This window comes from Sphingobacterium sp. UGAL515B_05, from assembly GCF_033097525.1.
Classification (GTDB): Bacteria; Bacteroidota; Bacteroidia; order Sphingobacteriales; family Sphingobacteriaceae; genus Sphingobacterium.
In genome coordinates this window covers 2,350,037-2,364,129 of record NZ_CP109907.1, presented here as the reverse complement: position 1 = coordinate 2,364,129, position 14,093 = coordinate 2,350,037, and the positions used below count along the sequence as shown (strand labels likewise).

The 14,093-nt window shown below is 38.9% G+C and carries 11 protein-coding genes and 1 riboswitch; of the genes, 4 read left to right on the top strand and 7 right to left on the bottom strand.

Annotation, left to right across the window (positions count from 1 at the left end):
• Positions 1-13 precede the first annotated feature (13 nt).
• Positions 14-116, bottom strand: a riboswitch (SAM riboswitch).
• A 218-nt stretch (positions 117-334) separates the two neighbouring features.
• The 3 genes from OK025_RS09580 to OK025_RS09570 form a co-directional block, all read right to left on the bottom strand.
• Complete coding sequence (locus OK025_RS09580; protein ID WP_317669275.1) at positions 335-1,186, bottom strand: hypothetical protein; 852 nt, start codon at positions 1,184-1,186, stop codon at positions 335-337.
• A 103-nt stretch (positions 1,187-1,289) separates the two neighbouring features.
• Positions 1,290-1,814, bottom strand: a complete 525-nt coding sequence (rimM, locus tag OK025_RS09575; protein ID WP_075994448.1) for a ribosome maturation factor RimM — start codon at positions 1,812-1,814, stop codon at positions 1,290-1,292.
• Between the two features lie 119 nt (positions 1,815-1,933).
• Entirely contained in the window at positions 1,934-2,455 is a 522-nt protein-coding gene (locus OK025_RS09570) for a 30S ribosomal protein S16 (protein ID WP_070570321.1), read from the bottom strand.
• Between the two features lie 358 nt (positions 2,456-2,813).
• On the opposite strand from OK025_RS09570, the gene OK025_RS09565 reads away from it, so the two are divergent.
• Positions 2,814-6,164, top strand: a complete 3,351-nt coding sequence (locus OK025_RS09565; RefSeq protein WP_317669274.1) for a UvrD-helicase domain-containing protein — start codon at positions 2,814-2,816, stop codon at positions 6,162-6,164.
• 7 nt (positions 6,165-6,171) lie between these two features.
• Complete coding sequence (locus OK025_RS09560; RefSeq protein ID WP_317669273.1) at positions 6,172-9,051, top strand: PD-(D/E)XK nuclease family protein; 2,880 nt, start codon at positions 6,172-6,174, stop codon at positions 9,049-9,051.
• 101 nt (positions 9,052-9,152) lie between these two features.
• Here OK025_RS09560 and OK025_RS09555 read toward each other — a convergent pair whose 3' ends face one another.
• The 3 genes from OK025_RS09555 to OK025_RS09545 all read right to left on the bottom strand — a co-directional run bounded on the left by OK025_RS09555 (position 9,153) and on the right by OK025_RS09545 (position 12,215).
• Positions 9,153-10,022 (bottom strand): cupin-like domain-containing protein, encoded by an 870-nt coding sequence (locus tag OK025_RS09555; protein WP_317669272.1) that lies wholly within the window; start codon positions 10,020-10,022, stop codon positions 9,153-9,155.
• 436 nt (positions 10,023-10,458) lie between these two features.
• Entirely contained in the window at positions 10,459-11,229 is a 771-nt protein-coding gene (locus tag OK025_RS09550) for a uroporphyrinogen-III synthase (RefSeq protein ID WP_313184859.1), read from the bottom strand.
• Between the two features lie 11 nt (positions 11,230-11,240).
• Positions 11,241-12,215 (bottom strand): DUF4271 domain-containing protein, encoded by a 975-nt coding sequence (locus OK025_RS09545; RefSeq protein WP_317669271.1) that lies wholly within the window; start codon positions 12,213-12,215, stop codon positions 11,241-11,243.
• Between the two features lie 123 nt (positions 12,216-12,338).
• Between OK025_RS09545 and OK025_RS09540 the strand changes: the two genes are divergently transcribed.
• Together OK025_RS09540 and OK025_RS09535 are read left to right on the top strand one after the other, a co-directional pair.
• Positions 12,339-12,902 (top strand): DNA-3-methyladenine glycosylase I, encoded by a 564-nt coding sequence (locus OK025_RS09540; RefSeq protein ID WP_317669270.1) that lies wholly within the window; start codon positions 12,339-12,341, stop codon positions 12,900-12,902.
• Positions 12,903-13,175: 273 nt separating this feature from the next.
• Positions 13,176-13,502: a hypothetical protein gene (locus OK025_RS09535; protein ID WP_317669269.1), complete on the top strand. Its 327-nt coding sequence runs from the start codon at positions 13,176-13,178 to the stop codon at positions 13,500-13,502.
• A gap of 47 nt (positions 13,503-13,549) precedes the next feature.
• On the opposite strand, the gene hpt is transcribed toward OK025_RS09535, so the two are convergent.
• Entirely contained in the window at positions 13,550-14,089 is a 540-nt protein-coding gene (gene hpt / locus OK025_RS09530) for a hypoxanthine phosphoribosyltransferase (protein ID WP_317669268.1), read from the bottom strand.
• Positions 14,090-14,093 lie beyond the last annotated feature (4 nt).

Genomic DNA, 14,093 nt, shown 5'->3' with positions numbered 1-14,093 from the left:
TTTATCTACATGTAACTTATCTTTCCCACATGGAGTAGGGTAGAATTTAGCACCTTGAACAAGACAGGTTGCTAAGGCTTCAACGGGTCTAGTCCCTCGGCCTTTCTCTATAAGCGTTGCTAATATCGTTTTAAAAAATCAAAAGACAAAAATATTTTTTCGAAAAGGCAAAAATAGGCGCAAAAAGCCTGCAATAAATACGGCTTCAGGTTTATTCCCAGGCAATAATAGAAATTTACGCTCCAACAAAAGTAAAAGACTTAAAAAAACAGATAAAATTAACGACCGAGGATCATTGACAGCGAAGAGATTGCCTAAGTCACTACAGGATCGGCTAAAGATTCGTTGCCAGGGAATTTCGTAAATTTTTGAGATAAAATGTGATCAGTAAGAGTCCGGTAACATGGTACTCTTCTTTCGATCCATATTTAAAACCATCAAATAAATATTGATAGGCAACTAATGCATTTTGTTCATTGTAAAACAATTCCTTCCAGGATTCAGGAACATCTTCCCACTTCTTTAGCACAATGCCATTCTCAGCATAAATAATTGGTGATTCAACACCATCCAATCGATAATCGTGATGTGTGCCAGAACTTGATATGTGCTGGAAATAAGCGATAGAATAATCTACAAAATTCAGTGTCCGGGTCTTTATCTCCTTTTCACTTTCTGATTTTACAGGGGCATTTCGCCATAGATTCACCTGGCTATCAAATTTGCTCGGGGTCTCCCGGATAGGAGTTTTATCTAGCGCAAAGTTGATATAAAGTCTTTCGCTAGTGGGTACATGCGCTGAGCTAAACTGTGAAAAATCACCTCTCAGCTGAACAAAATCGCCTTTTACCTTAACAATATCTAAGGCGAGGCTACCCTTTTTCTCATCATTCAATTCTAATCGATCGCCGTTGAATCTATACTTGCCGAAGAGTAAGATATCATCGATCGCCATCACAAACTTATCTTTATCCTGGAGTGAGAGAAAGGACCGGTATAGCATAGGATCATTACCATAGGCATCTGCCTCCACATTTTGGGGTGATTCTCTTTTTACTTTATGATACTCCTCATTTGAATAGCCCAGTATCATTTGGTAATTGCCTTCAGGAAAGTCCTTTTTCTTCCCAAAGAAAGCACAAGAAGACAACGAGAATATAAATAGCAGTAGTAATAACGGTTTCAAAATCAATCAATAATTATGGCCAGTAATAATATACAGACCAAGATAAGAAATTACTACAATAGTTCGTATACCGCTATTCATTTGAATAAGCTTGGGGATATGCTTATTCTTTATAAAGATCCACTAAGCCTTCTGGCAATTCAACTTCAATGATCTCCTCTTCGCCATCGATTCCTAAGATCAAATCGTCGGACAGCGGGAACATCAGTTCTTTACCGTCCATATTTACCGAAGCGACAAACTGTTGTGGAAATTCCTGGACGTCTGTTATTTGCCCCAGTTCACCATGGTTTTCATCAATCACTAAAAAACCGATTAAATCAGTATATCTAAAATCGTCTGGATCACGCTCGGGCATCTTATCATTGGAAAGATATAGCTTTTTACGTACAAGTACTTGAGCCTTATCGATATGATCCACATCCTCAAATGTCACATAGGCTGTACTATTTTTTTGAAATTTAATGGTATCAACAAAATAAGGAACAAGTTTTTTGTTCACTTCCACAAAGACAACATCGATATTCAAACTCTCATATTCCTCGAATTCAAAAAATAGTTGTACTTCTCCTTTAAGACCTCTTGTTTTACTGATGTAACCGATGTAAAAGCTTTGATCAATAGTCATATATTTCGTATTTAGCGATTAGCTGTGAGACATGATTTGGCAAACCATTAGCCTATTGGCTGTTTCAAAAAAAGCCGGCTCAAGATTGAGTCGGCTTTCTCGAATACTTTATGAAAGAATTAACCTTCAGTTTCTTCTGATGCAGGAGCTTCAGTCTCTTCAGCAGCAGTTTCTTCCGCTACAGGAGCATTTTTAGCAGCTACAGCAGCAGCTTTTTCTTCTTTTTTCTTAGCTTCAGCCACTAAAGCAGCTTTTTTAGCTTCAGCTTTAGTTTGAGCTAAACCATCTTTTTTACCAGAGATTCTAGCTTCTTGAGCGTCAGTCCAAGCTGTAAATTTAGCTTCAGCAGCAGCTTCATCAAAAGCACCTTTTTTCACACCACCTTGCAAGTGTTTTTTGTAAAGAACACCTTTGTAAGAAAGGATAGCGCGAGCAGTGTCAGTTGGTTGAGCACCTTTATTCATCCAATCCAAAGCTTTTTCAAAATCCAAAACGATAGTTGCTGGATTTGTGTTTGGGTTGTAAGAACCAATACGTTCGATGAATTTACCGTCACGTGGAGCGCGAGAATCCGCTACGACTACGTGGTAAAAAGGACGTCCTTTTTTACCGTGTCTTTGCAATCTGATTTTAGTTGCCATTTTTTAATTTTATTTTATGTATTCAACATATCCCCCGAGCTTCATACTAGAGGGGATGCAAAGATAGTTATTTTTTTTTAATCATCATTATAATTTAATAAAACTTCACTGAAAACGACAGGGTTAGCTCTTGTCAACAACTTCGTTCAAACGTAATATCTTCCCTTGAGACCTTCGTCTTTTCTTGCTTCCATAAAGCAACTACAACAAACTTTTCAAAAATCAAGGCACAAAAAACTCCTTTATTTAAAAGGGCATCTTTACCAAATGTAAACAGGATGAACCGTTTGTGTACAATAGCTTCGAAATAGTCAGCGACATTTTTGCCAATTCACTTTTTACTTTCTACCTTCATTCTATGAAATCTGTTGCGCCATTAAAAATACTAAAAGCTTCAGCCGGTTCGGGAAAAACCTTTAGCTTAACTTTACACTATCTCACACTCCTACTCTCCAACGAGAATAGCTATAAGGAGATTTTGGCGGTGACATTCACCAATAAGGCAACCGCCGAGATGAAGGAACGTATCCTCTCGGTACTCCATGGCTTGGCAACAGGCAATCGTAGCCCTAAAATTGAAGATTTCAGAAAGCTTTTACTTCAGCAGCAACCAGATTGGAATCCGCATCTGGTACAAGAGAAAGCTTTTCGGGTGTATCGACGTATCCTACATGACTACAGTCATTTTACCATAAGTACAATTGATGGTTTTTCCCAAAAAGTTATTCGTGCATTCACGTATGAACTCAATCTTGATGCTGCTTATAAGATTGAAATGAATGTCAACAAAGTGAAAAATGACCTAACGGTCATGCTTAATCAATTGCTGGATGAACGCCCCGACCTACTGGATTGGATTATCGCTTATGCGGAAAAGAAAATAGCAAAAAATGAAAATTGGAACTACCGCCAACAATTAATGGGTTTGGCAAGTCTTATTTTCTCTGAAAATTTTCAGGAATTTGATGGTTACATCAATTCTGCCAATCCAAAGGAGGTTTTTAATCTCCTCAATCAGGAAGTTGAACAGAAGATAAACTCCTTCACGGAAGCACTCTCGCTGACGATTGAAGCCTTTAGTGAAACGTTCAAGAATTTTAACATCTCCGAAAGTGAACTGAAAGGTAAATCGCGTAATAAAATAATCTCCGCTAGCAAAACCAATAAAAAAACGGAAAAGCTGAGCGCTTCCGAAATTGCCAAGGTACTGGAAAAATATCTCCAGTTGATCGACAATGAAGATGCTTTTACAGATAGTGACAAAAATATACGGCATGATCTTATCGCCGCCCTCAGCCCCATTCTGGCATCGTTCCAAAAGCTACACGATAATCTATCGGCTTACATTGCTTATCAAGCGGTACAAAGTAATCTCTATTACCTGCGCCTCCTCAAGGAAATGAGCGACTTACTGACGCAATGGCGGCGGGACAATGGCGCTCAATTAATTTCCGACTCGCAGATTTTATTAAACAAACTCGGATTGGATGAAAATAGCGATCCAACATTTATCTGGGAGAAGATCGGCAATCGTTTTAACTACTTTTTGTTTGACGAATTTCAGGATACCTCGCGTATTCAGTGGAAAAATTATAGTCCACTACTGATCAATGCATTGGCAGACGCCAAAGGCACAATCAGCGAGCACCTGATCGTTGGGGACGTCAAACAGAGTATTTATCGTTGGCGAAATGGGGATTGGCGCATACTCCTGCAGCAGGTAGAACAACAGGTTGGTCATACCTTTCACTTAGACGAGGATAGCAAAACCACCTTTATCGAAAACGGAAGCCTCGACACCAATTTTAGAAGTCTTCCAAATATCATCCATTTAAACAATTACCTCTTTAGCAGTATTCCCCAACATCTGCAACAGGTACTGAATGAAAAAGTATTCGAAAGCCTTGATGAAGAAGGTAAACAGTGGTGGATTTCTACTGGCAATGACACTATGCTGGTCAAAGCTTATGAAAACAGCCAACAGGAAGTACCTGAACATAAAAAAGGGAAACATGACCAATTAGGATCTATCGAAATCTCCTACATTCCTGTCACTGATGGACGCTACAGAAGAAATCAGGTTATTGAAGAGTCGCTACTCCAACTATGTCAAAAAATAGGCGACTGGCTCGGTAAGGGCCGCTATCAGGCACGGCAGATCGGTATTTTGGTACGGAGTAATGTACAGGCTAAATTGGTCATCCAAAAGCTCATGGACTTCAAAAAAGAGCAGCAACTTACATTTGAAGTGATATCCGGTGATGCATTAACCTTGGCGAGCAATGATGCGGTACTATTAATGATCGAAACGTTGAAGGCTTTAGTCTATAATTCGGACAAACATACCATCCATAAAGCAAAGATGGTCTATCTCTACCAGCATATTCAAAATAAGACAATCGATCAAAATGCATGGTTAAAATTTGCCAGCAATGACATCCGCGCACTTAAAGATTATCTCCCTGAGGCGCTGATTGACTCCTGGGAAATGGCGCAGAAACAGCCTTTAGTTCATTTAATTGAAAAACTCATTGAAATCTACGGTTTCACAACCACAGACAATATCCACCTCCCTTACCTCCTGGCGTTCAAAGATATGATCTCAGCTTTCTCCACCAATGGCGAACGTGGCATTATTCAGTTCCTGGAGTTTTGGGAAGAAGATGGCAACCGGGCGGTGCTCCCTTCCAACGGAGAAATTGATGCAATCGAGGTCACAACAATCCACAAATCAAAAGGTCTAGCTTATGACGTGGTGATGATTCCATTCTGTTCCTGGGATCTCGACGGCATGATCAATGGCGATTTTTGGATAGAGACCACAGATACTCCTTTCGCCCAATTGGGAAAAATTCCAATAAAATATACATCTACAGTCGGCAAATCTGTATTTTTCAAGCAATATTTTGAAGAGATGCTGTTCAATTACATGGATGCACTCAATACATTCTATGTAGCAACAACGCGTGCTGTTGAGCATCTCTATATCACGGCACCTTCCTTTAAAGAATCTGTTGACAAAAAAACAGGCGAAATTACAGGATATGATATTAAAGACGAATATATCAGCGATGTGCTCTATCAAGTCTTGGATAGCCCGATAGCTCCGTTTGCACTGGAAGAAAAAGGTGTACACATCGATCAAACGATCGAACAAAAAAAACATCAGGCTCAAAAAGACAATATTATTTCCCTTCGCCATTACCCCATTTCCAAAGAATTAGAAATGGCCTTAGAGAAATCGAGTACGCGTAACATCAATGATATTATGATGCTGGAGAAAGCCGCGCAGTACGGGATATTGGCCCACGATATTATGGCTCAAATTTCTAAGGAAGAAGACATCCATAAACTGGTACGCCAACTTATCCAGGAAGGAATCCTTTCCAAAGAGGAAGAGCCTTTTCTCATGCAGGAGATCAATCAGATCTGGAAGCACCCCATGATCAATAAATGGCTCACCGGAAACTATAAAATCTGGAATGAAGCAAGCATTATTACGGCTAAAGGTGAGACGATCCGTCCCGATAAAGTCTTCACCTCCGCGGAAGAAACAATCGTTCTGGATTTTAAATTCACACAGACAGACTATATTGGGCACAAGTACCAAGTCGACAACTATAAAAAGAATTTGGAGAACCTTGGCTATAACAACGTTAAAGCCTATCTCTATTATGCGAAATCAAATCAATTAACTGAAGTAAAATAATAGCACGATGCAGACAGCCTTTCTAAAATTAGTAGCAGCAGACATTCAAAAGCGTTTTGGAAACGATCTGAGTGAAATTGCCATCGTGTTTAATAATAAACGGCCGATTACCTACCTCAAAAAACATCTTGCTGAAGTGTATGGCCAGGCGATCTGGTCGCCGCAGTTTTTTACGATTCAGGAATTTTTCAGACTTTCGACCGATGATACCGAAGCCAGTCCCTTAACCCAATTTTTTCATCTGTTTAATATTCATAATGAGTTATTGGTAGCTGAGGGCAAGCAACCAGAAACGCTGGAAGAGTTCTATCCCATTGCCGAAATTATATTGAGTGACTTCGGTCAACTGGATTATGATCTCGTTCCCATCGAGCAGATCTATTTAGAACTGTATGACAATACCAAAATCGACATTGCTTTTCAACATCTCACGCAAGAACAGCAAGGGTTTATCCGTCAATTTTGGCAGTCCTTTTCTATTGCGGGGCATAGTGGCGTACAAGAGCGCTTTCTTCAACTCTGGAAAAGACTACCGGTATTATATGATCGATTTAAAGAAAAGCTTAAAACAGAAGGCCAAACCAACTATCCAACAATCTACCGTGATCTGGTTGAAGGCAAAGCTACAAATCAGCAGTTTGCATCTTCCTTTCAGCATATCCTTTTTGTCGGTTTCAATGCTTTAAATAAAGCCGAGGCAAAATTATTTAGACAATGGCAGGACAAAGGCAGCGCACTATTCTACTTTGATGCCGATGCCTATTACCTGGAGGACACTATGCAGGAAGCGGGACTTTTTATCCGTCGAAATATTTTTCAAACAGGTTTGGTCAATGCCCTTGGCGATAGCCCGAACATTATTGGCAATAGAACCTCAACCGTAAATCTATATGCCAGCACCGGAAAGATCAGCCAAACAAAACTGCTCTATGATATCCTCGAACAGCACCATAAAGCGGAACAGACCTCGGCTATTCTTCTAGCAGATGAAAACCTGCTTGTTCCTTTGCTGCAGAGTCTACCCGATGTCAACCCCAACATCACAACGGGATATCCCCTGACGCAGTCTCCCATTTTCGGTATCCTGGACCTATGGATGGATGTTCATTTGGAAATATCGCAGTTCAAGAGACGGAAGATTCCTTATCAGGTCATAGAGACCTTCATCAACCATCCACTCAGTATGGTTTCTTTAGCAGATAAACTTCAGATCCAAAAAGAGATTGCCGACAAACAGCTCTTTGAGATCGCATTAGAAGACATTCATCTCAAAAGCTCTTTGCCTCAGTTTTTTGTACCAATCGAAAACTCGGCACATTTGATACCTTCGCTCATTCTGCTCGTCGATGACCTGTTGCAAAGTATATCTTCACAGGAACGTATCCGCCAAATTGACAACAACCTCTTGATCGAAACGAAGAAAACGCTGAACCAGCTGCTATTGGGCTTTGAAACAGTTGCCCCCTTAAGCATCAGTTTCCAGATTGGCCTGATTAAAAAAGCAATTGCCCCAATAAATTCGGCGATAGAAGGAGATCCGCTTGAAGGAATTCAGATTATGGGACTCTTGGAGAGTCGCTGTTTAAATTTTGACAACATATATATTCTAGGCGCAAATGAAGGCATTCTACCCAAAACGTCCAATTCACCGACCTTTATACCCAATAGCCTGAGAAGCGCTTATGGGCTTCCAGTATTGGAGAACCAGGATGCCCTTTCGGCTTATTTATTCTATCGACATTTTCAATACAGTGAAGGAATACACATTTTCTACAATGGATTGGTGGATGAAAGCTCTACGGGCGAAGAAAGTCGCTTTATCAAACAGCTGGAGTTTGAAAGTAAATTTCAGTTTGACCGAAAAATTCAACAACAGACCATCCAATTTGCCGATAAGGCGCAAGAGATCGTCATCGAGAAACGTGGTCAAGTTTGGGAAAAGATGTATCAGGACTTTATCGTCAACCAGAAAAGGATATCTGCAACGGCACTAACAACTTACCTGCAATCCCCGCTACAGTTTTTTTTAAAACATATTGCCGGTATCAAAGAACCGCCTTCAATCTCTCAGGAATTTGAGATGAATAAACTGGGAACTGTCATCCATAATGTCATGGAGAAAATATTCCTACCTTTCAAGGGGCAACAGGACTTTACACCGACAACTGTCTTACAGCACGAGATAGACAAAATAGAAGCACAGGTGATTCGTGAAATAGGCCTGCAATATCAGATCGAATTAAAAACAACACATGATTTAAACAGCCTACAGCGGATCATGCTGAAGATTGCCTGCGAGTATGTCAAGATGTATCTTGAATATGACATCAACAACTACAAAGCATTTCGGATTATTGAACTTGAGAATGACAACGATTATGTACTGCCCTTTCCTATTGAGATCAATGGAGAAGAACAACAGGTCACACTTTACGGCATCATTGACCGTGTAGACGAGGTCGTAACACAGGACGATCGCATTATCAGTAGAATTGTCGATTACAAGACAGGTGGAGACTCGATCATATTCAAAGAAATCGATCAGGTATTTGCGCCAAATACCGAAAATAAAGCGATGGTGCAAACGCTATTCTATGCCTATGTATTTGAACAGAAAACAGGAAGAAAACAACTCGAACCCCACCTCTATGTTGCGCGTAAAATGCGGGAAGAGGGAACATTATTCAACGGTAAAGAGGGAATATTGACCGATGAATTTCTCGCATTCCAAAAAGAAAATTTTGTCAGATTTATGCGAAATATTCTTCAGGAGATTTTTAATCCTGATGTCCCATTTCGGCATAACCCCGACGCAATGGTCTACCCAAGTGACCCCTATACATTATTCTATCGGGAAGCTAGCAAATGGGGTGATGCAGAAGAATGAATATAGCAAAGACTTTAAGGAGAGGTCAAACAAAATGCTGTACAAAAAAAAACATTTTAAAAACAAAAGGGGACATTGCATTTTACTGTCCCCTTTTTATATTAACGTTTGTTTCTTTTAATTGCATTATTGGCTCGACGTTTCGCTGTATTAATCTTATAGTGGAACCAGTGATCCTTGAAAATTTTCCGCATGGTATTATCAAAATGTCTCGTGATAAACAGATTGCGCGCGCCCTTTAACTTCTCACTGATCGAATTTGCTAACGCCCGAACAGAAATCGAATAGCCCTCTGTCTCATATTGAATATAGTGCCACCAGCCTGCTGGCATATATAAGGTCTCTCCAGGATGGATCACCGCCTCATAGCCATCCAGATATTTAATTCCAGGATATTCCTCTTCACTACTATATTTGGGGTTTGCAATACTATGAAAATTGTAGGGCAACTTGTACATCAGATCAGATTGGTCGTTCGGAAAAAGCCAAATACGCTTTAATCCTTGAAATTGAGAAATAAACACGTGTGACATATCAATATCGAAATGATTACGGGTACTTGACCCCTCTCCACCAAAGAACATAAATGGCAACCATTGCAATACCTTACCGCCTGTGACATCGTTATAAATAACATCGTGTTTCAATTCAGGGCGTATTTTGAGTAGATTGAACAAAAATAACCGTAACTCTGTCGGTTCCCTTGTGATCAAATCCAAATATTCTGCAAATGTCATATGGCCAACAGGAGCACTGGCAGCGCGGTCCATCGATTCCTCCTCTTTACCGTAGACATCTATTTTTATATCCCCTGCAATTTCTTTAAAGTAATCATAACTCCATTTCTTCCACGCTGGACTATCTGCACTTATAAAATCTGATATGATTACAGGAAAACCTGGTTTCAGATAATTTTTTAAGAAGTCCTCTGATCGAATGCCCGAAATTTTATCAACTTGCTTTAACTTCACGATTGACTAATTTTGCTTAATTACAAACATAAAAAAAATATTTCTATCAAATTTTAAAAATACTGCCTATGCTTTATTTTTAATTGGAATAAATTATTCCAAGCAATTTAATAGAAATATACTTAAAATCTCAATGACCTGCGTCACTTTTATTACATTTTAACACCATCGATTCGGTCCACCATCATATTGATATCCTAGCAAACAACTGTAATACTCCTTCTATTTACCTATTCTTTCCACAATCGCAATAGAGTCATATCATTCCAATAGATCTTGTCTCCAACACACACAAATGAAATTATGCGGATGTAGGCAGATATAAATCAGCGCGGATGCAAACCCTTATGGATCTTTATGGGCGCTCAAACTAAATAAATAACAAAAAAAAGGGTCTTAAAACCCTTTTTTTGTTATTTACCTTTTTACAAGGCTATTATTTATTTACCCTCTTGATATATTCTTCAACAGCCATGGTCATACTAGGTGCTTTTGGTGTTGGAGCAGGGATATCTAAAATCAATCCGTGATCCAAAAGCGCCTGTTGAGTAGAAGCACCAAATGCTGCAATCCTTGTATTATTTTGTTTAAAATCAGGAAAGTTATCGTATAACGATTGTACACTAGAAGGACTAAAGAACACGATAACATCGTAGAAAACATCTTTCAGATCCGTCAAATCACTTACAACGGTTCTAAAAAGCACAGCTGGTGTAAACTTATAGCCGTTTTGTTGTAGCCAATTACTTGTTTCCTCATTGGCGACATCCGAACACGGGAATAAGAAATTCTCTCCTTTGTGTTTTTTCAACACTTCTTCAAGGTCTTTGGCCGTTTGTTTGCCAAAGAAAATCTTACGTTTCCGATATTGAATATACTTTTGAAGATAGAGGGCAATCGTCTCTGAAATACAAAAATATTTCATTTCTGCAGACACTTCAAATCGCATCTCTTCGCAAATTCTAAAATAATGATCTACAGCATTTCTGCTTGTAAATATCACTGCAGAATAATCCGCTAAATTAACCTTATCCCTACGCACATCTTTGGCGGGAACTCCTTCTACGTGTATAAAACCTCGAAAATCTAATTTTAACCCGTATTTCTTTGCTAAATCATAATAAGGGGACTTATCGTTTTCAGGTTTTGGTAAAGTCACCAGTACACTTTTTACCTTCTTTGCTCTTTCTACGTCTGAAGTTTGCATATTAACCAGTTTTAGCTCAATAATCTTAACAGTATTAATATTGGTGCTATTTCTAGGCAACAAAGGTACAAAATTAAATAGGAAATTGAAAATTTATACATAGACATAATATGAGCCGCGGTCTTAAGAAATCGATAGAAAAAGAGCAGACCCGCTCCAACAATGGCTAAATGCAGCACAATACCTACCGATGTCAAGGGGACCAGGCTCAAAATTAATAGTACAGGAAGCATTAAAAATAGTGTGTTGAAATAAATCAGATACAGCACCGTAACATACTCCTTTACCAGCTTTCTAATTTCAAAAACAAAGGATAAGAATCGGATAAAACCTATTTTTAACGCAAATAAGCCTCCTACCATTCCTACAGTCTTCATATAATTGGGAAAAGTAATAAAATCGAATCTATTTAATTCATATGCATAAAATAGACTTACAAATAAGCCTATTGCCCCAGAAAATAATATAAATAGAAAAATAAAGGGCCAAGACGTCAGGATCGTGTCCTCTTTGCTTACAGACAATAAGACCCTATCATCCCAGTACCCCTGAAAAACCAATTTAATATCAGAAGGAAAAAATACCCGAATCATCCCAACACCAAAAATTAATGCGAGAACTGTAAATAAAATCCAGTTTTCACGATGAGCCTTGAGCGTTCCATATTGCCGGTCTAATTTGCTACTTCTCAGTTCGCCCTGAAAATACTGCTGTACATCAAAATTGTACATGTTGTGAATCCTTAAACCTTCCCCGTTTACTGTTACGATCCGATATTGATTCTGTAACGCAGGGTTCAAGGATGCTAAAACTTTCTGGTTTGGCGATTCAACAGAATCCTTTACGATATTTAGACTATCAGTACGAACTGTGCTGCTGTCCTGTACAACCGTCCGAAAAGTCCGCCCCTGCGCATTCAATCCCGTAATTGAAAACAGCAGAAGTACTACAAATAGAATATGATATTTGAAGATAGTTACGCTCATTAAAATGAATTGTCTCTTAACGGTAATGAAATGCTCATGAACCGTCTATATTCGAAACTCTTTAATTGTGGTCGTAAAGTTAGGATAAAAAGTTATATTGCATTCAAAAAATCTTCAGAGAACATGTACAAAGAAATCATACGTTGTCAATGGTGCGGATCTGATCCGCAATATGTCGATTATCACGATAAAGAATGGGGACGACAAGTCCGCGATGACAAAACTTTATTTGAATTTTTGATCTTAGAGTCTGCACAAGCTGGCTTAAGCTGGATCACGATTCTTCGTCGAAGAAAGGCATACCAAGAAGCTTTTGCCAATTTTGATGTTGATCAAGTCGCTGCTTATACCAACGAACATGTTGATAGACTTTTGGTCGATTCGGGGATCATTAAACACCGGAATAAAATTGAATCCACCATTACCAATGCACAACATTTCAAGAAAATCCAAGCCGAATATGGTAGCTTCTACGACTATTTATACAGCTTTTTACCCGAAAAACAACCGATCGTCAACCACTGGACCAGTTTGCAACAGGTACCTGCAACTACAGCGATCTCTGATAAAATAGCAAAAGACATGAAGAAAAGGGGATTCAAATTTTTCGGTTCTACCATCTGTTATGCTTATATGCAGGCCGTTGGGATGGTAAACGACCATATCGAAACCTGTTCGTTTAAATAAGCTAATCATTAAAGTACGTATAGGTTTCGCAAATACCAATTTATAGGAATCAAAACAGGTTCTCTACTCCGTAAAAAACAGACCGTTAAGAACAGAAATACGACATATGAATCAAATCGACCTAAAACAAAACCAATTGGTATTAAAAGAAAAAAGGGGCCTCTAATTGCCAGACTATTCATCTATTTACTTACCATATTTTCTATAATTCTACCCCTTGGTGGCGTCACTGTCAATGTATCCAATAGCGGGCTGACAATTGTGAGTGTTATCATGCTTGGCTTATTTGGATTAATAGCATACTATATGCTCCGTGTTTCATTATGGAATACTTATGGCGCTGAAATTATTGAATTTCAAAAAAACAAAATCAACTACACCGCCAACTACCAATGGTTTAAAGGAGGTCAAAAAGAAATTGATTTTGAAAAGGTAGACTTTACAATACAAAAAGCGGGCTATGAGGAAGATAATAAAGGCGTCTTAGTCATTAAATATGACGATAATGGGCTATTTGAAACCGCCTCCAAACTACCGTTATCTGATTTGGAAATTTTGCTCATAAATCTGAAAGAATTATACAATCATCAAATGCTTTAATAGATTAGGGCTTTACAGTAAAAATGCAATTATTTCCTAGTAGAACATCAGACAGCTACGTTTTTATAAATGTCCGGAAGATTCCGACAAAGTCCATTATAGTCCATGCCATACCCGACTACAAATTCCTTGCTTATTTCAAACCCCACATAGGTCAGTTCCTCGAAATGATACTGCAAAGCCTCAGGTTTCACCAAAAGTGCACAGGCAATCACACTCGCTGGATTTAATTTTTTTACGGCATCCAAGGTATACTTCAGGGAATGCCCGGAATCAACAATATCTTCTACAATAATCACATCACGGCCTTCAAGATCGATACCAAGCCCTAAAAGCTCGTTTAATTCAGATTGCCCGGTTCCAATATAGGAGGCCAGCTTAATAAACGACATCTCACAAGGAACATCAATTTGCTTAAGCAAATCTGCCATAAACATAAAACATCCATTCAAGACGCCTATAAAAACAGGCTGTTTATGTTCATAACGCAGGCTTATATCAATCCCCATCAAGCGCACTCGTTTCTGAATTTGCTCCTCTTCAAATAAAGGTTCGAAAAGCAGTCCGTCAATTTCTATCTTTTTCATGCTA

Bases quoted from the DNA above. Each gene is read 5' to 3' on its own strand.
- rimM (WP_075994448.1), bottom strand. From the start codon at position 1,814: ATGACTATTGATCAAAGCTTTTACATCGGTTACATCAGTAAAACAAGA.
- OK025_RS09570 (WP_070570321.1), bottom strand. From the start codon at position 2,455: ATGGCAACTAAAATCAGATTGCAAAGACACGGTAAAAAAGGACGTCCT.
- OK025_RS09565 (WP_317669274.1), top strand. From the start codon at position 2,814: ATGAAATCTGTTGCGCCATTAAAAATACTAAAAGCTTCAGCCGGTTCG.
- OK025_RS09560 (WP_317669273.1), top strand. From the start codon at position 6,172: ATGCAGACAGCCTTTCTAAAATTAGTAGCAGCAGACATTCAAAAGCGT.
- OK025_RS09550 (WP_313184859.1), bottom strand. From the start codon at position 11,229: ATGCAAACTTCAGACGTAGAAAGAGCAAAGAAGGTAAAAAGTGTACTG.
- OK025_RS09545 (WP_317669271.1), bottom strand. From the start codon at position 12,215: ATGAGCGTAACTATCTTCAAATATCATATTCTATTTGTAGTACTTCTG.
- OK025_RS09540 (WP_317669270.1), top strand. From the start codon at position 12,339: ATGTACAAAGAAATCATACGTTGTCAATGGTGCGGATCTGATCCGCAA.
- OK025_RS09535 (WP_317669269.1), top strand. From the start codon at position 13,176: ATGCTTGGCTTATTTGGATTAATAGCATACTATATGCTCCGTGTTTCA.
- hpt (WP_317669268.1), bottom strand. From the start codon at position 14,089: ATGAAAAAGATAGAAATTGACGGACTGCTTTTCGAACCTTTATTTGAA.